At 40.3% G+C, this 24060-nt stretch carries 22 protein-coding genes; 17 read left to right on the top strand and 5 right to left on the bottom strand.

Annotated features, from left to right (window positions below):
- Positions 1 to 4: 4 nt before the first annotated feature.
- The gene (fdhF, locus tag V1500_RS12735; RefSeq protein WP_409305977.1) at positions 5 to 2947 is read right to left on the bottom strand and encodes a formate dehydrogenase subunit alpha; all 2943 of its coding nucleotides are present in this window, start codon (positions 2945 to 2947) and stop codon (positions 5 to 7) included.
- Positions 2948 to 3401: 454 nt separating this feature from the next.
- Here fdhF and V1500_RS12730 point away from each other — a divergent pair, with 454 nt between their 5' ends.
- Both V1500_RS12730 and fdhD read left to right on the top strand, forming a co-directional pair.
- Positions 3402 to 3746, top strand: coding sequence for a DUF2294 domain-containing protein (locus tag V1500_RS12730; protein ID WP_409299705.1), 345 nt, complete (start codon positions 3402 to 3404; stop codon positions 3744 to 3746).
- Positions 3747 to 3760: 14 nt separating this feature from the next.
- Positions 3761 to 4573: a formate dehydrogenase accessory sulfurtransferase FdhD gene (gene fdhD / locus V1500_RS12725; RefSeq protein WP_409299703.1), complete on the top strand. Its 813-nt coding sequence runs from the start codon at positions 3761 to 3763 to the stop codon at positions 4571 to 4573.
- Between the two features lie 44 nt (positions 4574 to 4617).
- Here fdhD and V1500_RS12720 read toward each other — a convergent pair whose 3' ends face one another.
- A complete protein-coding gene (locus V1500_RS12720) occupies positions 4618 to 5706 on the bottom strand; it encodes an AI-2E family transporter (protein WP_409299701.1) in 1089 nt (362 codons plus the stop codon).
- Positions 5707 to 5942: 236 nt separating this feature from the next.
- Here V1500_RS12720 and V1500_RS12715 point away from each other — a divergent pair, with 236 nt between their 5' ends.
- The 5 genes from V1500_RS12715 (at position 5943) to V1500_RS12695 (ending at position 11492) form a co-directional block, all read left to right on the top strand.
- Positions 5943 to 6797, top strand: coding sequence for a patatin family protein (locus V1500_RS12715; protein ID WP_409299700.1), 855 nt, complete (start codon positions 5943 to 5945; stop codon positions 6795 to 6797).
- A 189-nt stretch (positions 6798 to 6986) separates the two neighbouring features.
- Positions 6987 to 7958, top strand: coding sequence for a UV DNA damage repair endonuclease UvsE (gene uvsE, locus V1500_RS12710; RefSeq protein WP_409299698.1), 972 nt, complete (start codon positions 6987 to 6989; stop codon positions 7956 to 7958).
- Positions 7959 to 8121: 163 nt separating this feature from the next.
- On the top strand, positions 8122 to 9090 hold the full coding sequence (locus V1500_RS12705) for a metallophosphoesterase family protein (protein ID WP_409299696.1): 969 nt from the start codon (positions 8122 to 8124) through the stop codon (positions 9088 to 9090).
- A 121-nt stretch (positions 9091 to 9211) separates the two neighbouring features.
- A complete protein-coding gene (locus V1500_RS12700) occupies positions 9212 to 10309 on the top strand; it encodes a branched-chain amino acid aminotransferase (protein ID WP_409299695.1) in 1098 nt (365 codons plus the stop codon).
- Between the two features lie 214 nt (positions 10310 to 10523).
- Positions 10524 to 11492, top strand: coding sequence for a multidrug resistance efflux transporter family protein (locus V1500_RS12695; RefSeq protein WP_409299693.1), 969 nt, complete (start codon positions 10524 to 10526; stop codon positions 11490 to 11492).
- 59 nt (positions 11493 to 11551) lie between these two features.
- On the opposite strand, the gene cdaS is transcribed toward V1500_RS12695, so the two are convergent.
- Positions 11552 to 12175: a sporulation-specific diadenylate cyclase CdaS gene (gene cdaS, locus V1500_RS12690; protein WP_409299691.1), complete on the bottom strand. Its 624-nt coding sequence runs from the start codon at positions 12173 to 12175 to the stop codon at positions 11552 to 11554.
- 151 nt (positions 12176 to 12326) lie between these two features.
- The gene (locus V1500_RS12685; protein WP_409299690.1) at positions 12327 to 12506 is read right to left on the bottom strand and encodes a hypothetical protein; all 180 of its coding nucleotides are present in this window, start codon (positions 12504 to 12506) and stop codon (positions 12327 to 12329) included.
- 511 nt (positions 12507 to 13017) lie between these two features.
- Between V1500_RS12685 and pepF the strand changes: the two genes are divergently transcribed.
- The 10 genes from pepF to paaX all read left to right on the top strand — a co-directional run bounded on the left by pepF (position 13018) and on the right by paaX (position 23365).
- The gene (pepF, locus tag V1500_RS12680) at positions 13018 to 14820 is read left to right on the top strand and encodes an oligoendopeptidase F (protein ID WP_409305866.1); all 1803 of its coding nucleotides are present in this window, start codon (positions 13018 to 13020) and stop codon (positions 14818 to 14820) included.
- Between the two features lie 418 nt (positions 14821 to 15238).
- Entirely contained in the window at positions 15239 to 16744 is a 1506-nt protein-coding gene (gene cls / locus V1500_RS12675) for a cardiolipin synthase (RefSeq protein ID WP_409305865.1), read from the top strand.
- A gap of 33 nt (positions 16745 to 16777) precedes the next feature.
- Positions 16778 to 17296 carry a G/U mismatch-specific DNA glycosylase gene (gene mug, locus V1500_RS12670; RefSeq protein WP_409305864.1) on the top strand — a complete coding sequence of 173 codons (519 nt, stop codon included), beginning with the start codon at positions 16778 to 16780 and terminating at the stop codon, positions 17294 to 17296.
- A gap of 210 nt (positions 17297 to 17506) precedes the next feature.
- Positions 17507 to 18832 carry a phenylacetate--CoA ligase family protein gene (locus V1500_RS12665; protein ID WP_409305863.1) on the top strand — a complete coding sequence of 442 codons (1326 nt, stop codon included), beginning with the start codon at positions 17507 to 17509 and terminating at the stop codon, positions 18830 to 18832.
- A 77-nt stretch (positions 18833 to 18909) separates the two neighbouring features.
- Positions 18910 to 19881: a 1,2-phenylacetyl-CoA epoxidase subunit PaaA gene (gene paaA, locus V1500_RS12660; RefSeq protein ID WP_409305862.1), complete on the top strand. Its 972-nt coding sequence runs from the start codon at positions 18910 to 18912 to the stop codon at positions 19879 to 19881.
- A gap of 12 nt (positions 19882 to 19893) precedes the next feature.
- Entirely contained in the window at positions 19894 to 20250 is a 357-nt protein-coding gene (gene paaB, locus V1500_RS12655; protein ID WP_409305861.1) for a 1,2-phenylacetyl-CoA epoxidase subunit PaaB, read from the top strand.
- A complete protein-coding gene (paaC, locus tag V1500_RS12650; protein ID WP_409305860.1) occupies positions 20247 to 21068 on the top strand; it encodes a 1,2-phenylacetyl-CoA epoxidase subunit PaaC in 822 nt (273 codons plus the stop codon). Before paaB ends, paaC begins: the two co-directional genes overlap by 4 nt.
- A 46-nt stretch (positions 21069 to 21114) precedes the next feature.
- Positions 21115 to 21612 carry a 1,2-phenylacetyl-CoA epoxidase subunit PaaD gene (gene paaD, locus V1500_RS12645; protein WP_409305859.1) on the top strand — a complete coding sequence of 166 codons (498 nt, stop codon included), beginning with the start codon at positions 21115 to 21117 and terminating at the stop codon, positions 21610 to 21612.
- Between the two features lie 129 nt (positions 21613 to 21741).
- On the top strand, positions 21742 to 22047 hold the full coding sequence (locus tag V1500_RS12640) for an EthD family reductase (protein WP_409305858.1): 306 nt from the start codon (positions 21742 to 21744) through the stop codon (positions 22045 to 22047).
- A 439-nt stretch (positions 22048 to 22486) separates the two neighbouring features.
- On the top strand, positions 22487 to 23365 hold the full coding sequence (gene paaX, locus V1500_RS12635) for a phenylacetic acid degradation operon negative regulatory protein PaaX (RefSeq protein ID WP_409305976.1): 879 nt from the start codon (positions 22487 to 22489) through the stop codon (positions 23363 to 23365).
- A gap of 145 nt (positions 23366 to 23510) precedes the next feature.
- On the opposite strand, the gene V1500_RS12630 is transcribed toward paaX, so the two are convergent.
- Positions 23511 to 24035 carry a gamma carbonic anhydrase family protein gene (locus V1500_RS12630; protein WP_409305857.1) on the bottom strand — a complete coding sequence of 175 codons (525 nt, stop codon included), beginning with the start codon at positions 24033 to 24035 and terminating at the stop codon, positions 23511 to 23513.
- Between the last annotated feature and the right edge of the window lie 25 nt (positions 24036 to 24060).

Here is a 24060-nt window from a genome sequence, read left to right as displayed (position 1 = left end):
TTTTTTATTGATGTGTCAGGTGGACATAACCTGGACGGTTCCATTTCCTCTGAACTTCAACACCATTTTGCGGATTGCGCTTTTTGTCACGGTGGTTAATTGCAGGAAGTGGCCTTGTGCCTCCATCTGACTGCAATACTTCCATTCTAACCTTAGTCTGCTTATAGGCAGGTGTATGTGTACGCTGATCCATCGCAGGTCCGGTCAAGAAATTGATTGCAGAATCTTTATCAACCGAGTTCATCGGAAGGAAAAGTTCATTTGCTTTTACCCGATCCGTAACAAGGGCGTTGAGCTTAACTGCTCCGTACGGAGAAATGAGGCGTACAAGTGTACCATCATGGATTCCTCTTTCTTTCGCAAGCTCAGGTGAAACCTCAACGAAGATTTCAGGAACCTTGGATTGAATACCAGTTGATTTGTTTGTCATATTTCCTTCATGGAAGTGTTCCAGCATACGGCCATTATTAATATGAAGGTCATACTCTTCAGGGAATTCCACAGGACGTACCCAATCTGCGATAGCAAAGCGAGCTTTTTTGTCCGGGAAATTAAATCCGTCAACATATAGAAGCGGTGTGCTTTCCCCGGAATGGCTGCCCCAAAGGAAGCTGTTCCAGCCTTCAAGAACATCGTAATTGTTTTGGCTGAAGATAGGGGAAAGGCTAGCCATCTCTTCATAAATGTCACTTGGATGAGTATAATTCCAATCAGCACCCAAACGGTTTGCGATCTCCTGGGTAATCCACCAGTCTTGTTTTGCATCTCCTAGTTCAGGAAGTACCTGATATAATCTTTGAACGCGGCGTTCTGTGTTTGTAAATGTTCCATTTTTCTCAAGAGAAGGGACACCAGGCAGAATGACATCTGCGTACTGAGCCGTTCTTGAAAGGAAGATATCCTGGACAACAAAGAAATCAAGCTTGGACAGAATATCATGCACGTGGTTAGCATTAGAATCGACAAGTGCCATATCCTCACCAACAAGGTACATTGCTCTCATTTTGCCTTCATCAATGGAATGAAGCATCTGGATATTATCAAGGCCTGGTTTGTTTTCAATTTCTACACCATATGCTTTTTCAAATTTAGTACGCGCAACATCATCTGTAACATGCTGATATCCTGGAAGCCAGCCTGGAAGCGTACCCATATCACAAGCACCTTGAACGTTGTTGTGGCCGCGAAGAGGGTATGCACCTGCACCTGGACGACGGTAGTTTCCTGTTGCTAGAAGCAGGTTGGAAATAGCCGCTGAAGTATCAGAACCGCCTGTGTTTTGTGTTACACCCATTCCCCAAAGTACACAAGTTCCGTCTGCTTCATGAATCATTTCAGCAATTTGAACCATTGTATCACGCTTGATGCCGGTGATTTTTTCAGCGTAGTCTAGTGTATATTTTTCAAGGCTTTCCTTATAGTCATCGTAGAAGTTTACGTTTTCATCAATGAACGCTTGATCGTGCCAGCCCTGATCGATCATATATTTTGTTACGGCCATTAACCACACCTGGTCAGTACCTTGCTTAGGGCTGATAAAGATATCGGAACGCTCAGCCATTTCGTTTTTACGAAGGTCAGCTACGATTAATTTCTGTCCATGGTATTTATGTGCACGCTTAACGCGAGTGGCAAGTACAGGATGTCCTTCAGCCGGGTTGGCACCAACGATGATAACAAGTCCAGCCTGTGCGATATCCTTGATTGTTCCTGCATCTCCGCCCATACCTACTGTACGGAACAATCCATCGGTTGCAGGGGACTGGCAGTAGCGTGAACAATTGTCGACGTTGTTTGTTTCGAATACCTGGCGTGCCAGCTTCTGAATAACATAGTTTTCTTCGTTCGTAATTTTAGAAGAAGAGATAAAGCCTACAGAACCACTTCCATATTCCTGTTTAATTGAACCAAGCTTGCTTGCCACAAGGTCAAGAGCTTCTTCCCAGCTTGATTCAACGAAAGTTCCATTTTTACGGATTAAAGGTTTTGTAATACGTTCTTGTGAATTTACGAAATCCCAGCCGAATTTTCCTTTTACGCAAGTTGAGATCGCGTTAACAGGTGCATCATGGCTTGGCTGTACCTTCAATATTTTTCTGTCCTTTGTCCATACTTCAAATGAGCAGCCTACACCGCAGAAAGTACAAACAGTCTTCGTTTTCTTGATACGAGATTCGCGCATCGCCGCTTCAACTTCGGATACCGCAAAGATTGTTGTATAGTCTGGTTCAACTGTTTTAATAAGGTCAATCATTGGAGTAAGAATTTCATCTTCCAAGCCTGTCATGTATCCTGCTTCTCCAAGCATTGACTTCTCCATTAATGCGTTACATGGGCAGATTGTTACACATTGTCCACAGCCTACACATGATGATTCGTTGATAGGTACATTGTTATCCCAAATAACCCGAGGACGTTCTGCTTCCCAATCAATAGAGATTGTTTCATTTACCTGCAGGCTTTGGCAGACCTCTACACATTGTCCGCAAGCAATACACTGATTTGGATCATAACGGTAGAATGGGTGAGACATATCCACTTGATCTGTTGTTACCTTTGGTGTGTATGGGTATTTCTGATGGGCGATTTCCATCATTTCTGCTGTATTATGTAGCTTACAGTTCCCATTGTTATTATCACAAACCGTGCAGTAAAGTAGATGGTTTTCCAGAATACGGTCCATCGCTTCATGCTGAGCTGCTTTAGCAGGGCTTGAGTTAAGCTCTATATACATTCCGTCCTTGGCAATGGTTGAGCAGGAGCGTACCAGTTTCCCATCTACTTCTACGATACAGGTATCACAGGTTTGAATTGGATCAACTTCGGGTACATAGCATATTTGTGGGTGCTGAATATTATTTTCATTTAATATCTGAAGGATTGTCATTCCTTCTTTGGCAGTGTACTGCTGATTGTTGATCATCAGATTAACGGTGTTTGTGGCCATTATATTTAAACTGCCATCTTTCCCAATCAAACTGATTGTGTCATTGACCATTTTCTTTCTCCCTTTCCTTAGAACCGCCAGAATGGACAAAGTAAAGAAGGCTACAGGACGGCCTGATACCCTCTGCATATAAAAGAACATAAAAAAACCACTATGAAACCACTATCTCCGCATCAGAGAAGAAAGTGGGCCCATAGTGGATAAGTTCAATAGCAATCCTTACTATTATACCAATCCAGATTTCATTTACGAGTAGATAGAACCCTGACAAATCACATTACCACGATTCCAACACTGAAACATTATAACTCTAGTTTTTTAAATGTACAATATTTTCTCGTATTCCAATAAGATTTTTTCCTTTTCATTTGATAAAAGTTGATTTATGATTAGAAAATTGAATGGGGAAATATTATTATAGAAATTAAACTATTGGAATTAGGGGATCTTGGAAATGTCTAAAAAAATACATGAATTCAATGATATCTTGAGGAAACTGAGAAAAGAATTGTTTGGAAAAGGCCCTGAGAGAATACATACCGTATTTACTGAAAATATGGCTGTTTCAACTTTATACGGCAATCTAACTCCGACTGAAAAATTCATAGCACGTACTCCTGAAGGAAAGGAAATGGTCCACTCTGCACGGACGAAGCTAATCCAGGAGGTTTATAAAAAGTCGACGCCTGAAGGGATGAATGAACTGGTGGGAGCTTCGCTGGTCCACCTATTCTCAGACATTAAAGTAGATGAAGACGTTGGAGTCTCCGTTTTTATCTTTGATAAAAATATTGTGTAAATGAGGAACTGAATATGCGTGATTTAGAAATAAGCAGAAAAATCCTCCATATTTCAGGGAATAAGGCTGAGTGGAAGGTAGATAACGTAGTTACAGAATTTCCCGTGACAGTGAAATTAAACGGAGAAGAATTCGTTACAATGGTCTGTTCACCTGAATATATTGAAGATATGGTCATTGGATATTTAGCATCCGAAGGGATTATCCGGAAATTTAGCGACATAGATGAAATCTGGATCCAGGAAAAAGAGGGCATTGCCCATGTAACGTCAACCAAGCTAAATCCTTTTTACAGGAATCTGCAAAATAAGCGGTACATAACATCTTGCTGCGGCATGAGCAGGCAGGGGTTCGTTTTTAAGAATGACGCACTTACCGCAAAGAGGATGAACGGCATTAATGTACATGTAACCCCACAGGATTGTATAAGATTGATGAATGAACTTCAGTCGTCCGCTTCCATGTTCAAGAGGACAGGGGGCGTTCATAATGCTGCACTTTGTGATGTCAACGGTGTCGTATTGAGCAGGATGGATATTGGCAGGCATAATGCATTGGATAAAATATACGGTTACTGCCTTAAGAACAACATTTCCATCCGTGATAAGATTATAGTTTTCAGTGGCAGAATATCATCTGAGATTCTCCTTAAGGTAGCTAAGATAGGCTGTGAGATTGTCATTTCTAAATCCGCGCCGACAGAATTGGCCCTGCAAGCTGCTGAAGAACTTGGTATTACTGCTATCGGCTTTGTAAGGAACCAGTCCATGAATGTCTATACACGCCATGATAGAGTCCTCTTTGATGGACTTGAGGATAAATTATAGCAACTATGCAAAAGCAAGATTCCGGAAACCGGAATCTTGCTTTTTTATTTCACATTTATTGTTTTTTGTCCCTTCTGCCTTAGGCGATAAAATAGACGGAAATTACGGATAAGAGTTTTAACCACCGAGTAGAGAGGAATAGCAATCAGAATGCCTATGAATCCATAAAGCGCGCCTGCAACTAAAAGTAACAGAATAATTGTAACAGGATGAATGTTAAGCTTCTTGCCCATAACGTGAGGAGTCACAAGATTTCCCTCCAGCTGCTGCACCGCAAGCAAAACCAACAAAACTTTAATCAACATAAACGGCTCCTGCTGCAGGGCAACAAATAAGGCTGGTATTATTCCCAGGAAGGGCCCCAAAAAGGGGACAACTGTTAAAAACATTGCAAATAAGGCAAGAATGAGCGCATAATCCAGTCCTATAAGAAGGTATCCTAGATACATTAGCACACCATCGACAAAAGCAATTGTCACCTGGCCGATGATGTAAGTAGATAATGCTTTATCTACGTCTTTCAAAATAACGTTTCCTTCACTCTCAACCTCTCTCGGTATATATTTCAATAAAAAAGGGCGAAGCTTATCATCATCCTTTAAAAAATAAAATAAAAGAAACGGTACCAAAACCAACACGGTTGCTATACTGGCAAGCGTCGAGAAAACACTTGCCAAATTGCCGCTTATTTTACCCGAAAGAGAGCTGAAATATCGCAGGGCCTTTTCTTTCAGCTTTTCGTTGTTATTTATGATTCCAAAATCGTTTTGCTGGATAGCTTTTTCTGATTCTGAAGTAATCTCTTCCAACTTATTTGGAAATTCCTTAGAGATACTTTGTAGCTGATCACCAATCATTTGGCCCGAAAAGTGTACGGCAATATACACCAGACCGCTAATTGCCAAATAAACGATACCTATGCTCACTGTTTTTGGCATATGCCTTGTAAGCAAACCTACAAGAGGCCTTAAAAGGTAATAAAGCAAACCCGAAATAACAATAGGAAAGAAAAGTGTAGCGATCATTTTTTGGAAAGGCCATAGAAAGTAATCAATCTTTCCAAGCAAGAGTATGATTAAAATAATTAAAAGAGTTCCGCTGGCATATTGAAAAAATGGCTTATTAATCCACAAATCTGTAAACCTCCCAAGACACATACATTTGTATAGTCATCTCTTTTCCTTGTTTACACAAAGCTAAACTTTCAGCCAGCAGAAAATATAGGGTTCATTCCTGTCAATGTACGTGGGATTGATATATTCGTGTTCTTGTTTGCATTGTCAAATCGGGAAAGGTCTGTATAATGTTTTTATTAATAAAATTAATATATAATAAACTTATTTAAATTAAGGCAAAGAAGGTTATGTCTATGGAAAGAACAGGTTTAGTATTGGAAGGCGGCGGAATGAGAGGAGTGTATACGGCAGGTGTGCTTCGTTCATTAATGGAAGAAAACATCTATCTGCCATATGTCATTGGAGTGTCTGCAGGAGCTTGTAATGGAACCTCGTACATTTCACGTCAAATTGAAAGAAACCGAATTACCAATATTGATTTTGTCACGCATCCAGAATACATTTCATTAAAACGATTTCTGAAAAAACGGGAATTATTCGGTATGGATTTTATTTTTGATACTCTTCCTAACGAACTTGCCCCTTTTGATTTTCATACGTTCAATAACGCAGAAGAAGAATTTGTGGTGGGCACCACAGATTGTCACACTGGGGAAACCATTTACTTTGAGAAGACAAACTATGGCCAGGATTTACTGACCATACTGCGTGCATCAAGCTCCTTGCCATTAATGGCTCCGGTGATCGAATATGGTGGCAGGCATTTAATGGATGGCGGCATCACCGACCCGATTCCCATAAGAAAATCAGAATTGGACGGAAACAAAAAGAATATCGTAGTCCTGACCCGCAATCAGGGATATTCAAAAAGCGAGCAAGGTTTCCTATGGTTATTCAAACGAAAGTACAGTGAATATGAAGGGCTCGTAAAGGGCATACAGAACCGGCACGCGATATATAATGAAACACTTCAGTATCTGGAGGAGCAGGAAAGGAGAGGGAACGTTTTTATAATCAGGCCAAGTGAAAGGATAGAGGTAGGAAGAGTAGAAAGAAATCCGAAGAAGCTGGAAAAGCTGTATCTCCAAGGTTATGAAGAAGCAAAACAAAGTGTTGCACACCTTAGGGATTTTTTAGAACTAACATAAAAAAATTATCACAGTTTGCCTGCTTGGCAGGCTGTTTTTTATGTATGTATGTTTGTAATTGACAAGGCATGGGAACTTATTCGTTTGCACAATACTCTATAAGATAAACTGCCTTTAAAAAAGATCTAATGAATCACTCTACAATCGCCAATACTTTATATATAAGAAACTGTAAAAGAGGTGCTGCTTTTGACGATCATCCGTCTAGGCTATGTGGCGATGAGTGAGCATGTAAAAAACGCCTCACCTTCACAAACGATGACATTTGCCCAATTTTCAAAGATAGCGGATAGAGACGCTGCCATTCGCAAATTAGAACGCATAGCTGCGTCTAATATTCATAACTGCCTTAGACTATTGAGGCATAATGCAGCTAATGATATAGCTTTTTTTCGGCTAAGTTCAAGATTAATTCCTCTTGCAAACCATCCTGAACTAAAAGACTGGAATTTCATCAGGCCTCTAAAGGAGTCTCTGGACAATATAAAAGAATTTTTAATGGAGCATCCGGACATGAGAGTTGACTTTCATCCGGACCACTTTGTTCTCTTAAATACACCCGACAAGGAAACCTTGCAGGTATCGATCAAAACGTTAAGAATGCATGAAATGCTGCTAAAGTCCATGGGGATCGATACAGAACATAGATGTGTTTTGCACGTAGGAGGAGGATATAATGATCATGAACAGGCATTGGAGCAATTTATACATAATTGGGGGCTTATATCTCCTACATTACAGAAGATGATCATGCTTGAAAATGATGACACCACCTTTACTTTAAGTGAGGGGTTATATCTGTGTGAAAAACTGGGAATTCCCCTTGTTTTCGATTACCATCACTTTATGGTGCATCACCATGAGCATGAGAGTCTTGAGAATGATTGGGACAGAATTATAAAGACGTGGAACCAATCTCAACTTCCTCCCAAAATGCATATATCCAGTCCGCGTTCAGAACGTGACTTCAGAGCGCATGCCGACTATGTAGACAGCGGGCAGTTAGTCCAATTTTTAGACAGTATTAAGGGCAGTGTGCCCCGGCTTGATTGTATGATAGAAGCGAAGAAAAAAGATGAAGCATTATTTGCACTTATTAGGGATCTCGAACAGTATCCAGGAATAGAAAAAATAGATGGTGGATCTTTTTATATCAAATAAAGGCTAAGTAGCGGGCTGAAAATTAAAGATAGGAATTTATGTTATTAAAAATAAAATCGGAAGGGCTGAATAATGTAACGATTCATGTTCAAGATATTCTAGCCTATTTCAAATAGTATGGATTATTTATGTCGAATTCAACTGGAGCAAGGGAGGGTTTGTCGTGAAAAGATTAATCATAATGGTTCTCATCATCCTTTGTCCCCTTATCCAGGAGCATTCTGCGAAAGCGGAGAAATATAATCATGTCTCCAAGCCGATTCTTCAAATTCCAGTACTAAGCGATGTGCATATATGCGGAAATCCGCGAAGGATCGAGGAAAAACTTATTTGCCTGACAGAAAGAGATGACCATTTTATCAGGGTCCTAGAGGATTTACAGACGGTCGCTCCTGATTATAAGGCTATTGCCATTGTTGGTGATTTAACCGACCAAGGACTGGAAATACAATATGATAAGTTTATGGACTTGCTATTTTGGGCAGGGAATCCTAGAGCAGAAAGGCTTCTGGCTATTGGAAACCATGAATTCTTTGAAAGGAAGATGTGGTATAAACCAGCGCTTACGGAAGATGATTTAATGAAGAGATTCCAACAGAAAACTTATATGGGGGGCATTTTTTATAATAAATGGATTAAAGGTTACCATTTCATTGTTCTTGGGAGCGAAGGTTTGAATACCAGTCATCCTGGTTCTGCAAATTTATCTGAGGCTCAATTTTCCTGGCTAGAGAGGACTCTTAAGGAGAATACCGATGACGATAAGCCCATTTTCGTATTTCTGCATCAGCCGATCCGAAACACCGTATTTGGGAGCCAAAGTCGTGAACCCGATCCTGTTGGCAAAAGGCTGAGGAACATACTCAGAAAATACCCGCAAGCAATCCTTTTCAGCGGGCATTCCCATTATCAGTTAAAACATCCTAAAAACATATATAGGGATATATTTACAATGGTAAATACCGGTGCAATCTATTATATTGTCGATGAAAAAGGGAAGAACCTGGAAGACTCTCAGGGACTGGTAGTGAATGTGTATAAAGACCACGTTGATATTATGGCTCGGGATTTTTCATATAGGAATTGGATCAACAAATTCACTATTCCATTGACCAAGAGCAATCAGAAATAATGATGTACACACTCTTTTCAGAATTTTTTGTCATTAGGGCTTGCCTATGGCGCGATGAGGGAGTAAAATGGCTGTTATCAAATAATAAATAAAATCCACCATTGGACGAGGAGACAGAATAATGACAAACTTCCAAATAGAAATCAACCATAGCGAACACAAAAAAGAGAAGCCTGAGTCAAGCGAGCTTGTATTTGGTCGAGTATTTACTGACCATATGTTCATAATGGATTATACAGCCGGTGATGGGTGGCACAGCGCAAGAATCGTCCCTTACCAACCCATTGCTTTAGATCCGGCCTCAATGATTTTCCACTATGGCCAGTCAGTATTTGAAGGTTTAAAAGCTTATTGGACAAAGGATGAAAAGGTCTTATTGTTCAGGCCGGACCGGAATTTCCACCGTTTAAACCAGTCAAACGATCGCTTATGCATACCGCATATTGATGAAGAGCATGCCCTTCAAGCCTTAAAGGAACTGATAAATATCGACAGAGAATGGGTGCCAAAAGCAGAAGGGACATCTCTTTATATTCGGCCCTTTGTTATTGCAACAGAACCATTCCTTGGGGTAGCACCTGCTAAGCGATACCAGTTCATCATCATTCTTTCTCCTGTTGGTTCGTATTACAAAGAAGGGATTCAACCTGTCAAAATAGCAGTGGAACAACAATTTGTCCGTGCAGTACAAGGAGGAACGGGAACAGCAAAAACCGGAGGCAATTACGCATCCAGTCTGAAAGCCCAGGAGGTTTCCAGCCAAAACGGATATTCACAGGTATTATGGCTTGATGGCAAGGAGAAGAAGTATATAGAGGAAGTCGGGAGTATGAACGTCTTCTTTAAAATCGATGGGGAAGTTATTACACCTGCGCTCAATGGGAGCATTTTAAATGGTGTGACCAGATCCTCCATTATCGAGCTATTGCAGCATTGGAATGTTACCGTTACCGAGAGAAGAATCTCTATGGATGAAATCAAGGAAGCATATAAAGCGGGGAAATTGGAAGAAGCATTTGGAACTGGTACAGCAGCCGTAATATCACCAATTGGCGAATTCTTCTGGCAGGACGAGCAAATGATAATCAATGAAGGCAATACTGGAGAATTATCGAAAAAGCTGTATGATACACTTACTGGAATCCAAAAGGGAGAGATTGAGGACCCATTTAAATGGGTACAGGAAGTGGAATTGCGACATGCTGTTTCATTCCGTTAATCTTTTTTTAAGACTATGCTAGATATAGGTTTTTAAACTCCTATTGATTCAAAAGCACATAAAAAATTTAAAAGCCCGCTCTTAGCGGGTTTTTTGTATGCAAACAGAGTTCCATGAAAAAATTTCAGAATATTCAAATTCCACATTGCCGGATTTTCTCTAAAGCGGTAAAATAACGGTATTCGTTTTAATCCTTACATAAGCGGTGATTTATATGAAAGCTATTTTCTTGGGAATTCTTGCGGCCCTCTTTTTCGCTTGTACATTTATACTTAATAGGATGATGGATTTGGATGGGGGAAGCTGGATCTGGAGCGCTTCACTTAGGTATTTTTTTATGGTACCCCTTCTATTGGTCATTGTTATGGCCAGGAAAAAGGTCCGTCCGCTTATATATGAAATGAAAAGAAAACCAGGGAGCTGGATACTATGGAGTACAGTTGGATTCGGACTCTTTTATGGCCCGCTATGTTTTGCTGCAGCATATGGTCCGGGCTGGCTAATCGCAGGAACTTGGATGATCACAATAGTGTCCGGTTCGCTACTCGCTCCATTATTTTATGAAACTGTTCAAACAGCGGGCGGTCCGATTTCCAGAAGGGGAAGAATACCAAGGGACGGACTTTTAATGTCCCTTATTATACTGCTGGGAATCATTGTAATGCAGCTCGACCATATAGCAAAGATTTCCACAAAAGAAGCGGTATTTTCAATTGTACCCCTGGTGATCGCAAGCTTTGCTTATCCTCTTGGAAACAGAAAAATGATGCAGATTTGCCAGGGCCGTCTGGATGCCTATCAGCGTGTATTAGGAATGACCCTGGCCAGCATGCCTTTATGGCTTGTTCTGTCAATGATCGGAATTATATCCATAGGGCTTCCTGGAAAGGATCAGGTTATGCAAACAGGAGCCGTGGCTTTGTTCTCCGGAGTGATCGCTACTGTACTATTCTTTGCTGCGACAGATTTGGCTAAAGGAAATATTCACAAGCTTGGGGCGATAGAAGCCACTCAATCACTCGAAGTTTTATTTGCTGCAGCAGGGGAAATCCTGTTTTTGTCCACTCCGTATCCATCAGCATTGGCATGGACTGGCATGGTTTTGGTCATTATCGGCATGGTTCTTCATAGCATGTTCTCGATGAATAAGCAGGAGGCAAGTCTTCAGAAAAAACCTGCCTGAATTTTTGCAGACATAAAAAATCCGAATTATTGTACACATTGGAGCGAACAATGTAACGATCATTGAAGAGATGTCACATTGGTTATCGGGTACAAAGCACCTTCTAGGGCAAAGGAGACTCGCCCAGTTTCTTCAGAAACAACAAGTACCAGTGCATCGCTGATTTCGGAGAGTCCCAAAGCTGCCCTATGGCGTGTTCCGAGCTTTTTGCCAGTGATATTTTGGGCTGTTAAGGGCAGTACATTGGCTGCAGATATAATAGTATTGCCATGAACAAGAACAGCTCCATCATGAAGAGGGTTTCCTGGATAGAATATGGATTCGAGGAGGGGAGCTGTCAGCTGCGCTCCCAGTGAAATCCCTTTTTGGATGAGGCCTTCCAGCGAATTCTCACGCTCTATAACTATAAGGGCTCCATGGTTATTTTGGCTAAGGTGAAGGGTGCACCTCGCAATTTCTGAATATTTATCTGTATATGCGGAAAGATAGCATTCCAGATAAAATGAAGATGCTATTGCTTCCATCGTGAGACATTTCTTTTTTATATCCTCCAGTTTACACAGCAGACAATTATTTTCCTCATTGACAATGTCTATGCTTGCATTCAGATCATCTCTAATGTCACGCATTGTTGCGGTCAGCTGATCCTGTAATGGTGAAGAATCACATTCCATATTTTCCATAGGATCCACTCCTGTGCCATGTTAATTTCAATTATTTTTTCCTCGTAACGAATTTGTTATTCCAGTTAAAAATAATTGAAAAAGTGGGGAAGGCGAGGGACATAAATAAAACCCCTTTTAAAGGAAAACATTCCTTCGAAAGGGGGCGTGATCATAAACTATTCAAAGCAGTGCCATTAATATCAAATTCAGGAGTTTCAGACTTATTTTGTACGATTTCAAAAACATTTGTAATCAACAAATTCTTTGACGTGTCAGGGTGATCCTGATCCCCTGGGCTAATAACTGCGGCGTCATTCTCTTTATTCCAGGGGTTAAGAAGCTTACTCATAATTTCCATCTCCTTTTAGCCGGGAATTGCATATTGTTCATGAGGTATGTTCTTTATCTTGACCGCGACTAAGACCCGCTTCCTAAACTGTCTTTTTTTCAGATAGGTTAAAGATGAATATACATCGCATATAGTCTTTTGCAGACCGAGAATGCCTCACGTTTTTGATAAATATTTTTCTATTTCTTCTAACCTTGATTGCCGGGACTGTGTTTCGCTTCATCATTCTCTTCATTCCATGGGCTGTCTTGCTTCCACATATCGGAATCATCTCCTTTGGATACGAGAATGTTTGTCTTGCATTTTACATATACCCGGCCTGTACATCATTAAAACTTTTTTCACCAAACTTTTATAAAAATTTGAGACACAAGGTCTAATTGATCGTACCTTGAATAGTTACTATGGTATAGTAAGCAATACAGCATGACCTACACTTACAGATCTTGGAATTGTTATATGCAAAAAAAAGGAAATAATGTATAGAAACAAAATAAGGAGCGAAGACCGTATGCAAACAAAGACGTTTCAAAATAGGGATGATGTCCCGGTAAGCGAAAAATGGAGGCTTGAAGACATTTATCCAGATCAAAAGAGCTGGGATGAAGATTGTCGGAAAATCGAAACGTTCATCGGTGAATTAAAAAAATATGATGGAAATATAAAAGATGGAGAATCTCTATTCAGCTATTTAAACAAAAGCGAAGAGCTTAGCTATACATATAGCAAAGTATATGTCTATGCGATGCTTCATGTGGATCTCGATACAAGGGTGAACGCATCCCAGGGATTGTTGGACAGAGCGTCACAGCTTGGTCAAAAGATGGGCGCTGCTACATCCTTTTTTATGCCCTTTTTATTAAGCCTTGAGGAAGAAACATTGAGACAATACATAAAAGATGTTGAAGGGCTAAAGTACTTTGAAGAGGATTTATTTGATTCTTATCGATTCAAAGACCATGTGTTGAATAAGGACCAGGAAGCAATCCTTTCGCAAATGGGGGAAGCTCTGTCTGTTCCTCAGAAAGCATTCGGAATGATAAACAACGCGGACATTAAATTTGGAATGGTGACTAATGAGAAAGGAGAGAAGGTGGAGCTTACCCGCGGAATGTATGCAAAATTGATTGAAGAAGAGGATCGAGAGGTCCGGCGTGAAGCATACAAAGCCTTTTATGAACCATATCTCCATTTAAAAAATACAATTGCCACAACACTATCATCTGCTGTAAAGAATAATGTTCTTCTTTCAAAAATGAGGAATTACCCATCGGCAATTGAAAAAGCATTATTTTCAGATAAGGTACCAGTTGAAGTTTACACTAATTTAATTGAAGCGACAAAAGTCAATATAGCGCCCATGCACAAATATTCCGAATTGAGAAAAAATCTGCTTGGCCTTGATGAACTAAGGCAATATGATTTAAGTGTTCCTCTTGTTAAGGGAGCAAAAAAGGAAATTTCATATGATGAAGCTTTTGAAATCATGCTTAAAGCTTTGGCGCCGCTTGGGGGAGAGTATACATCCGAACTGGCACAATTTAAGGAAAAGCGGTATATCGATGTGAGGGAGACACCTGGCAAACGTTCAGGAGCATACAATCTTGGATTATACGGAGTCCACCCTTTTATCCTGCTCAACCACCGGGATGACCTTGATAGTCTGTTTACACTTGCACATGAATGCGGACACGGCATGCACTCTTTCTTTAGTTCTAAATACCAGCCACAGATCAGTGCCGGCTACTCTATTTTTGTAGCGGAAGTGGCGTCCACTGTAAACGAAATCCTGCTTATACGCTATTTGTTAAAAACAACGGAAGACGAACAAATGAAGAAATACTTATTAAATCATTTTATTGACGGATTTAAGGGAACGTTCTTTACACAGGTCATGTTTGCGGAATTCGAAAAAACAGTGCATGAGAAAGCAGAAAAAGGGGAACCTCTTAACGCAGAAGTCCTCAACACCACCTATGAAAAGATCTACAAAGAATATAATGGAAATACCCTTGTACTTGATGAAGAAGTGAAATTTGGCTGGTCCAGGATTCCGCATTTTTATCGGCCTTTCTATGTTTACAAGTACGCAACCGGATATGCATCAGCCATTGACATTGCGGACCGGATTTTATCTGGCAATAAAGATACACTTGAGAAATACCTTACTTTCTTAAAAAGCGGAAGCTCCGAGTATCCTTTGGACTTACTAAAGAAAACTGGCGTTGATTTGACTAAACCTGAACCAATAAAAAATGCACTGGAAATTTTCAGTGGCCTTGTCGATGAATTTGCATCACTCCATGAACTATAATCCTTTACAGAAGCAGACAGAGCGCTGCTTCTTTTTTAGTTTACATTTGGTTTTCACATTTCCCTTGCACCATTTATTGTCATTCCAGAAACTAGGTATACGCAGCCATTTTTAAAGTTAGATCAATTAACGCAGTCAAACCGTCCAATTAGAGAGGCATCATGGAAATTATTCCTTTAAATTAGGGGAAGACTTATCTTAATATAAACGCGAACAATTGTATGACTGACCGGAACACAAAACAATGTATCGTATACCGTTAACCTGGCAGAAGTTGCCAGCAAAAAATGAAATTCTTCACGGGGGAGGAGTATATTCTTCATTAAGTAAGAAAAAAGCCCCATTGGTTTTTATAGTGCCTGCTTAAGGGTATAGCATATCTAACTAGTTACTTTATTTATAAGGTTGGATTACGATCATGAAAAAACAGCGATTAGAGATTTTATTTTTATTTATTTTGTCCATTACGGGATATATTGCGAGATTTAGCAATTATAACCATGGGTTCAGGCTTGTTTGCGCTGCAATCTATGTGGTGTTAATATTAGGGACGATTTACTCCTTAATGCTGGAAAACCGTGCTTCACATAATACACTGTTATGGATGTATGTCCTGGTTTTCATTCCAATCATAGGATATTTATTTTATTTATATTCCGGGCAGTTGTATTTAAAAGGCTATTTATTTAAAACCAAGCGCAGAAAAGGCAGGGAGGAATGGGAAAGACATATGAGGAACAGTCACCAGCCCGACCTATCCTTCCTTAACGACAATCAGCAATGCTTTGCAAAGTTTGCAAGTAAAGCTTCATTCACACCAATAAGTGTTCACTCTCAAACTACTGTATTAAAGAATGGAGAGGAAACCTTTTCTGAGATTATTCGCAGATTAAAAAAAGCAAGAGAGTTTATCCATATAGAATATTATATCTTTCGCTCAGACCGGCTGGGAAAAGAAATCATTGATATATTAATGAATAAGGCCCGGGAAGGAGTCGAAGTTCTATTTATATACGATGCTGCGGGCAGCATGAGACTTTCAAAGAGGGATATTGCTGCGATGCAGGAGGCTGGGGTTAAGGTGCATTGTTTCCTTCCGCTTAAATATGGATTTTTCAATCAAAAATTCAATTTCCGCAATCATCGAAAAATCATTATTATTGATGGGGAAATTGGTTTTGTAGGCGGACTTAATGTGGGAGTTGAGTATCTCGGTGAAGATGAAAGAATAGGGTATTGGCGTGATACCCATATGATGCTAAAGGGAGAGGCTGTTTACACTCTCCATACCGTATTTCTTTTGGATTGGGATTATGTGAGCGGGGAAAACCTGCTTAAGAAAAGGACTGACTACGAGCCGAACCAGGAGATAGGTGACGGCGCGGTACAAATCGTCGCGAGCGGTCCTGATACTCAACAAGGCATCATGAGTGATTTTTATTATTCACTGATCTCCTGTGCAACAAAATCAATCTGGATTGCTACTCCATATTTTGTGCCAAACGAAGCAATAAAAGCTGCACTAAGGATTGCGGCGGGCAAAGGAATCGAAGTAAGGGTGCTGGTACCTGAAATAAATGACAGCTTTCTTACACATTATGCCAGCCAGTCCTATTTTTCGGAGCTTCTGAGGTCGGGGGTTAAAATTTATTCATATAAAAAAGGTTTTCTACATCAAAAAATTATTATAGTGGACGGCGAATTGGCCTCAATTGGAACTGCTAATATGGATCTCCGGAGTTTCCATTTGAATTTTGAAGTAAATGTGTTCTTATTTGGCACCCATTCGATTCAGGATCTCATTTCGCATTATGAACAGGACCTGGAAGAGAGCGAACGCATCAGGCCAGTCTATTACCATAAGCGAGGAATGATGGTTAGAACGAAGGAATCAATTGCCCGTTTATTTTCAGGTGTTTTATAATATGCTTAATTTACGTTTAGTAAGGAGCATGCTATGCAGCCAATTAATGACCATTTGAAAAAAGATTTGATTTTATTGTTCGTTGGCTTTAATCCTAGTATCCGTTCAGGGGAAACAGGCCATCATTATGCGAATCCAAACAATAGATTCTGGCGCATCCTACATGAAGCTGGGATAACTCCAAGGCGGTATAAGCCCGAGGAAGACCAGGATTTATTGGAAGTGGGCTATGGGTTTACGAACATTGTCCCAAGGCCGACTAAAACCGCGGAAGAAATTACGAAGTCAGAATACGCTCGAGGCAAGCTAGAACTAAAAAAGAAAATAGAGGCTTTTAAACCAAAAGTTATATGCTATGTCGGAAAGGGTGTTTATCAGCAATTCAGCGGTAAAAAAGAAATTTCTTGGGGGAAACAGGATGAACCAGTAATACCAGGAACGATTGACTTCGTAGCTCCATCTTCAAGCGGGCTTGTAAGAATGAAAATTGAAGATGTGATAAACATTTACAGACAGCTTGTTCCGTACCTTGAACACCAAAGGCAAAATTAGATAAAACAATGAATTAACTGCCAGAAAAGCTTCTTAGCTTACTGGTTTTTTAGTTCTGAAAACATTTTTAAATTTTGTGAATTTATTGACATAACGAATAAAGGGTTGTAATATATCTTTACACAATATAACGAATATTTCTTTAACGCATAAAAACCGTTATATACTTTTACCAACTCACTCTGTTTTTCAATGATTGGAGGCGGTGACATGCGAAACCCAGAGATTGAAAAGGCTGAAAGAGGAGTAATCGATAGCTATCAGCTGCAGCATTTAAAAAATACTGTAAATAAAGTATTAATGGTAAGTCCTTTTTATAGAGAAAGGTTTGCTGAGCTTCAGGTTGACTCAAGTAAACTTCGTAATATCGCTGACCTTCAAATATTGCCTTTCACAACAAAAACAGATTTAAGGGGCCATTATCCCTTCGGTTTTATGGCAGTTGAAAAGCATCGATTATCACGGATCCATGCCTCTTCGGGGACTACTGGCAAACCCACTATCATAGGATATACCAAAAATGATATCAACTATTGGGCAGACATAATAGCCAGGGCTATCCTAACCGCTACAGGATTGGATTCAGGTCTAATCCATAATGCCTATGGCTATGGATTATTTACAGGGGGATTGGGTCTGCACCATGGTGCCGAAAAGCTTGGAATGACCGTGATACCAGCTTCAGCCGGCAATACAGAACGGCAAATAACCTTAATAGAAGACTTAAAACCAGACATACTTTGCGCGACTCCGTCATACGCACTGAATATTGCTGAAAAGATGATTGAAATGGGAAAGTCTCCACAACAAACCAGCCTTAGATTCGGAATCTTCGGAGCTGAGCCATGGTCAGAGGAGATGAGACAAAAGTTAGAAGAACTGTTTCAAATTAAAGCATGTGATATTTACGGCTTAAGTGAAGTGATTGGCCCTGGTGTGGCAGTCGAGTGCCATGAGGCTCAGGACGGGCTTCATGTTGCGGAAGACCACTTTATTATTGAGGTAATAAACCCGGTTACGAAGAAACCATTGCCTGAAGGAGAAGAAGGTGAATTAGTATTTACCAGCATAAAAAAGGAAGCGTTTCCAATAATCCGCTATAGAACAGGTGATATTGCTTCTATAACAAGAAATAAATGTTCTTGCGGCCGCACGACTGCCAGAATGTCCAGGATAAAGGGACGAATGGATGATATGCTTATTATCCGCGGTGTAAATGTTTATCCCTCTGAAATAGAACTTTGCTTACTAAAACTCCAAGAATTGACTCCCCATTATCAGCTTGATATCACGAATCAAGGACCCACGCAGGAAATAACCCTTAATGTTGAAATCAATGACAGTGTCTATCAAAAAACCTCCCGCAATCTTGAACACCATGAAATAAAACAAATATCCAGCAAATTGAAGGAAAAGCTTAAGAGTGCCTGCCTAATCTCCATCGAAGTTAATATCCTCGCTCCTAAAACCCTTCCCAGGTCCCAGGGAAAGACAGTCAGGGTAGTGGATAAAAGAAAAACTGAGAGCCTAATGTAGCGGTATACTCAAGCCGGAATATTATATAATATATTTTTCATTTGCGTAAGAAAAACGTTATAGAAAGGAGACAATATATGACTGACAGCCTTTCTTTTGCATCCCTTCCTGAACAGGAAAAACATGACCGATTTATGAAAAGGATTGTAGCAGGAGAGAAAATTGAAGCTGATGACTGGATGCCGGACGAATATAGGCTTACCTTAATCAAATTAATCTCCATGCATGGAATCAGCGAAATCATGGGTGCGCTGCCAGAGAAAGAATGGGTTCCAAAAGCTCCTTCACTGAGACGGAAACTAGGCATTATGGCCAAGGTGCAGGACGAAATGGGGCATGGACAGCTGCTCCTAAGGGTGACCGAAGATTTAATGGCACCTTTAGGAAGGACGAGAGAGGATTTAATGGAAGATTTGTTTACTGGAAAATTGAAGTTTCATAATGTTTTTCATATGGAAGCCCCGACATGGGCTGATGCGGGTATAATCGGATGGCTTGTCGACGGTGCCGCAATCATCACGCAAACGAACATGCTTGGAGCATCGTACGGTCCATATGCCAGGGCACTTCAAAGGATATGTGCGGAAGAGGTTTTCCATGCACAGCACGGCGAATCCATTATTCTTGCCCTGGCTGAAGGAACTCCCCAGCAAAAAGCAATGCTCCAGGATTCCTTAAATCGATGGTGGGATTCGCTGATCATGTTTTTCGGACCTGCGGGCGCCGATACAACAGGTTCTTCCAAACAAGACATCACCATTAAATATAAAATACGCACAAAAACAAACGAACAGCTGCGACAGGATTTCTTTACGAAGTATATTCCAAGAGTTTTGTCCATAGGATTACGCTTACCCGATGAGACCATGCGGTTTGATAAGGAGCGAGGGCTCTGGATATATAAACAGCCTGATTGGAATCAATTCAAAGCCATAATTAAAAATAATGGCCCGAAATCTCATTCCAGGCTGCGCTTAAGAAAATTGGCTTATGAGAATAATAGCTGGGTGTTAAATGCTCTAAATATGAAAAGCCAGAATGCAATTTAGGGGGATAAACAAGTGGATGACACAAACGGAAAGTATCCAGATTTCTTCGAGGTTTTTGAAGTGTTCAGCAAAAGGACCTATACATCTCCCATGCAGTACCAATACAGTCTGCTCGCTCCCAACCATGAACTGGCATTAATTATGGCCCAGGAAAACTTTATGAGGAGAGACCCGACAGTGGATCTATGGGTAGTCAGGCGCAAGGATATCCGGAAAATGAGCGAGGGAGAAAAAGCAGCTCTTGCACGAATGGACAACAAAGATTACCGTACAACAAAAGGATATGGTTATCTAAAGAAAAAATGGCGTCAGTATGAGCAGAATATTTTGGATGAGAATGAAATTCTCTCATGGGGTGACAGTGAATGACTATAAAGACTGCGCACCTTGCAACACAAGATCCTTCCTATCACCAGGCACTAACGGAACTGTTGTATCAGCTGGCAGATGATGATTTTATCCATTCATATAGGGGCTCCGAATGGCTGGGCCTTGCACCGCATATAGAGGAAGATGTAGCATTTTCTTCGATTAACCAAGATACCATGGGCCATGCTGCCATCTACTATCAGCTACTTGAAGAGCTGGGAGAGGGGAATGCGGATTTTTTAGCCCATGCGCGTACAGGTCCACAAAGAAGAAATGCGACTATACTAGAACTGGCGAACGGGACTGGCACTTACCTGGAAGAACCAAGGTATGACTGGGCTTTTACTGTTGTAAGGCATTATTTCTATGACCTTTATAAAAAGACTAAGTTGGAATCCCTCAAAAATTCCTCATATGAACCATTGGCACAGGCGGCAGTAAAAATCAATACAGAACAATTTTACCACCTTATGCATTGGAGTACCTGGTTTAAACAGCTGACAACTGCGGATGGTGAACCAAGACAAAGGATGATTGCGTCCATCCAAAGGGTTTGGAAAGAGCTTGGCGGTTTGCTCACTCTCGGGTCATTTGAAAGGGAAATGGTTTCACATAGATTAATCGAGAATGAAGTTCTATTACAAGAGAGATTTTTATCGAAGATGGGAAGCATTTTTGAGTCTTTAGGGCTTCGGATACCCGGACCTATTGGCATGGAATCAGGGAATGGGCGAATAGGGGAACACACTGCTGACTTGGCAGAGGCTCTTGCAACACTAAGCGAAGTATATAATATGGACCAGAAGGCAGTATGGTAATGAAACATGCTAGGTCAGTTCATGCTTCCAGGGGAGGCTGTCGGAAATGGATCAGAATAAATTAGTAGAAACCGATATTTGGAGGATGCTACAGAACATTAAAGACCCGGAAATTGCTTCTGTAAGCATTCTGGATTTAGGAATGATTCATAGCGTACATTTTTATAATGGGAAGGCAGAGATAACAGCACTGCCCACGTTCTCTGGTTGTCCTGCCCTTGACATTATTAAAAGTAATATTGAAAACACCCTTTTAACTTTGGAGGCCGTTCAACGGGTACATGTAAAATTCATATACGACCCGCCGTGGACTTCTGATAGGATAACGCCAGAAGGGAGGGAAAGGCTAAAAGAATTCGGGATTGCACCACCTCCACTATATTTTGAGAAGGATGGAATTTGGTCGATCGACTGCCCATATTGCGATTCCAATTATACAACAGTAGAAAATATATTCGGTCCTACTTCTTGCCGAAGCATTTTCTATTGTAAGTCTTGCAAGAATCCATTTGAGGCTATGAAACCTATATCTATACTATTGTAAAACCCGACTAAGGTAAAGATTGGATTGGCCTCTATCAAAACCTTACTGACCTTTACTCTTGTCAAATTGTGTTATGCCAAAAATAAAAAGTCATATACTTACTCTTAAATTGAAAAAGGAGGGAATACGATGTTTAAGATGGTAGCTTTATATAAAAGACCGGAGAATACAGAAAGTTTCGATGAATATTACTTTGGTACACACATGCCATTGACAAAGAAAATTCCTGGATTGCAGGATGTAAAGATCACAAAAATATCCGGTTCTCCAATGGGGGAAAGTGAATATTACCTTATGTGTGAAATGTATTATGAAAGTAAACAGGCATTTAAAGAGGCATCTAAAACAGAGGAATCAAAAGCTGCCGGCAAGGATGCCATGAAGTTCGCCGGAAATCTTGTGACATTCTTTTTTGGCGAAGAATATGGCGAATGAATGTTAACACTTACCTGCAAAATTCGGCATGTAGATTCTGAACGTTGGTATAGCACTTAAATGGGTCGGATCAATTGAAGCTTTTGAACTTACATGTTCTCTGTTGCTAAATAAAAAATCTGAGCGGGATATTTACCCTCATTGGGGAAATTCTCGCCTTTTTCATAAGAATCATTTTCTATAATAATTATTAACCCGTTAACGTCCGAATATTGGATAAGCAATAAGGTATAAGAATCAGCTGCAGCACCTATACAAAAAATGGGAAGCGGTGTTGTCCGTTGTGTTAAGATTCATTTCTGGCACCGATGTTTGTTGATTGTAGTTTCAAATGATGTGATTTTGAAAATATTGACGCTGTTTATCTATTCATGGGAATATATGTAGAAAGGATGTTAGAGATAAAAATAAAAGGATAGTGAGCTGTATGAATGGTAACATGAACACCAGATCCATGATATTCACACTGTATGGAGATTACATTCGTCATTATGGCAGCGAAATATGGATAGGCAGTTTAATCAGACTTCTGAAAGAATTCGGCCATAACGAACAATCTGTTCGTGCAGCGATTTCGCGAATGAGTAAACAAGGTTGGTTAATGGCAAGGAAAGAAGGAAACAAGAGCCATTATTTTTTGACACAGCGCGGCATAGACAGGATGGATGAGGCTGCCAAAAGAATATTCAAGCTGAATCCCGATCAATGGGATGGGAAATGGAGAATGCTAATATACTCCATTCCTGAGGATAAACGGAACATACGTGACGAATTAAGGAAAGAATTAGTCTGGAGTGGTTTCGGCACTATTTCAAACAGCTGTTGGATATCACCTAATGATCTAAAAAAGGAAGTACATTCATTGGTGGAAAAATACGAAATAAAACCGTACATACATTTTTTTCTTACTGAATATGAAGGTCCGCATCAAAATCATACGCTGGTAACTGAATGTTGGGACATTTATGGATTAAATGACCGATACGGCCAATTCATAGCTGATTACAGCCAAAAATACGTAATTATAAAAAATAGAATATCAAAGGGTGAAATTTCCGATGCGGAATGTTTTGTAGAGCGAACTAAGCTGGTCCATGAATACAGAAAATTCTTATTTATAGATCCTGGTCTTCCGGAGGAACTGTTGCCGGAAAAATGGCTTGGCGCGCATGCAGCTTCCTTATTCAGCGATTTTTATAAACAGCTGGCCGAACCCGCAAGCCGGTTCTTTGAGGAAGTATTCCAGGAAGGGAATGAGCTGACGAATAAAAACAAAGAATATGACGTGTTTGACCACCCATTATTAGCGGACGAATAAACCATAAGATGCAGCATCATCATATTGAAAGAAGAGCACGGCGCTCTCACTTCATCCCCAGAGGGAGAGCCCGAAAGATTCTATATAGAAAACCTGTCCATATCAATACAACTCTGGAAGGATGATGTATGTAAATGCAGGAAAATTATTCAGAGGGGCGTGATAATTCGAATTTGAACTTATGACCTTTCTCATAATATGAATCAATTGTCAGCTGGATAAGTTCAAAATCTTTTTCTTGTAATTCCCGTATGACCTTTCCAGGAGATCCGAGCACAAGCGTGCGGGGAGGGATCTTTTTCCCTGGTGGTATAAATGTATTTGCACCGATTAATGCTCGGTCTCCTATTTCAGCACCATCCATTATAGTTGAACCCATCCCAATCAAAGCTCCTTTTCTTATCGTACATCCATGCAGGATTACATTATGCCCGACGGATACTTCGTTCTCGAGGACCAATGGAAATTCTTCATATAAATGAAGAGTGCAGTTGTCCTGTATATTACATTTCTCACCAATAGTAATTGGTCCTTCATCACCTCGCAAAACTACATTAAACCATACGCTGGAATCCTTACCTATAGAAACGTCGCCTATTATTCTTGCCCCCGGGGCAATGAATACAGAAGAATGGACGGCTGGGACCCTTCCGCCAAATGGATAAAGCATATAACCACCTCCTGTTTTTGAAAGC

Origin of the sequence: Peribacillus sedimenti (assembly GCF_046237635.1) — a bacterium.
Lineage (GTDB): Bacteria > Bacillota > Bacilli > Bacillales > DSM-1321 > Peribacillus > Peribacillus sedimenti.
This window is presented reverse-complemented; position numbering and strand designations above follow the sequence as displayed.

Excerpts from the sequence above, each read along its gene's own strand:
- V1500_RS12665 (WP_409305863.1), top strand. The coding sequence starts at position 17,507 with ATGCGAAACCCAGAGATTGAAAAGGCTGAAAGAGGAGTAATCGATAGC.
- V1500_RS12685 (WP_409299690.1), bottom strand. The coding sequence starts at position 12,506 with ATGAGTAAGCTTCTTAACCCCTGGAATAAAGAGAATGACGCCGCAGTT.
- V1500_RS12695 (WP_409299693.1), top strand. The coding sequence starts at position 10,524 with ATGAAAGCTATTTTCTTGGGAATTCTTGCGGCCCTCTTTTTCGCTTGT.
- fdhD (WP_409299703.1), top strand. The coding sequence starts at position 3,761 with ATGCGTGATTTAGAAATAAGCAGAAAAATCCTCCATATTTCAGGGAAT.
- V1500_RS12630 (WP_409305857.1), bottom strand. The coding sequence starts at position 24,035 with ATGCTTTATCCATTTGGCGGAAGGGTCCCAGCCGTCCATTCTTCTGTA.
- paaA (WP_409305862.1), top strand. The coding sequence starts at position 18,910 with ATGACTGACAGCCTTTCTTTTGCATCCCTTCCTGAACAGGAAAAACAT.
- paaD (WP_409305859.1), top strand. The coding sequence starts at position 21,115 with ATGGATCAGAATAAATTAGTAGAAACCGATATTTGGAGGATGCTACAG.
- pepF (WP_409305866.1), top strand. The coding sequence starts at position 13,018 with ATGCAAACAAAGACGTTTCAAAATAGGGATGATGTCCCGGTAAGCGAA.
- fdhF (WP_409305977.1), bottom strand. The coding sequence starts at position 2,947 with ATGGCCACAAACACCGTTAATCTGATGATCAACAATCAGCAGTACACT.
- V1500_RS12700 (WP_409299695.1), top strand. The coding sequence starts at position 9,212 with ATGACAAACTTCCAAATAGAAATCAACCATAGCGAACACAAAAAAGAG.
- cls (WP_409305865.1), top strand. The coding sequence starts at position 15,239 with ATGAAAAAACAGCGATTAGAGATTTTATTTTTATTTATTTTGTCCATT.
- paaC (WP_409305860.1), top strand. The coding sequence starts at position 20,247 with ATGACTATAAAGACTGCGCACCTTGCAACACAAGATCCTTCCTATCAC.
- V1500_RS12640 (WP_409305858.1), top strand. The coding sequence starts at position 21,742 with ATGTTTAAGATGGTAGCTTTATATAAAAGACCGGAGAATACAGAAAGT.
- V1500_RS12715 (WP_409299700.1), top strand. The coding sequence starts at position 5,943 with ATGGAAAGAACAGGTTTAGTATTGGAAGGCGGCGGAATGAGAGGAGTG.
- paaX (WP_409305976.1), top strand. The coding sequence starts at position 22,487 with ATGAACACCAGATCCATGATATTCACACTGTATGGAGATTACATTCGT.
- cdaS (WP_409299691.1), bottom strand. The coding sequence starts at position 12,175 with ATGGAAAATATGGAATGTGATTCTTCACCATTACAGGATCAGCTGACC.
- V1500_RS12730 (WP_409299705.1), top strand. The coding sequence starts at position 3,402 with ATGTCTAAAAAAATACATGAATTCAATGATATCTTGAGGAAACTGAGA.
- mug (WP_409305864.1), top strand. The coding sequence starts at position 16,778 with ATGCAGCCAATTAATGACCATTTGAAAAAAGATTTGATTTTATTGTTC.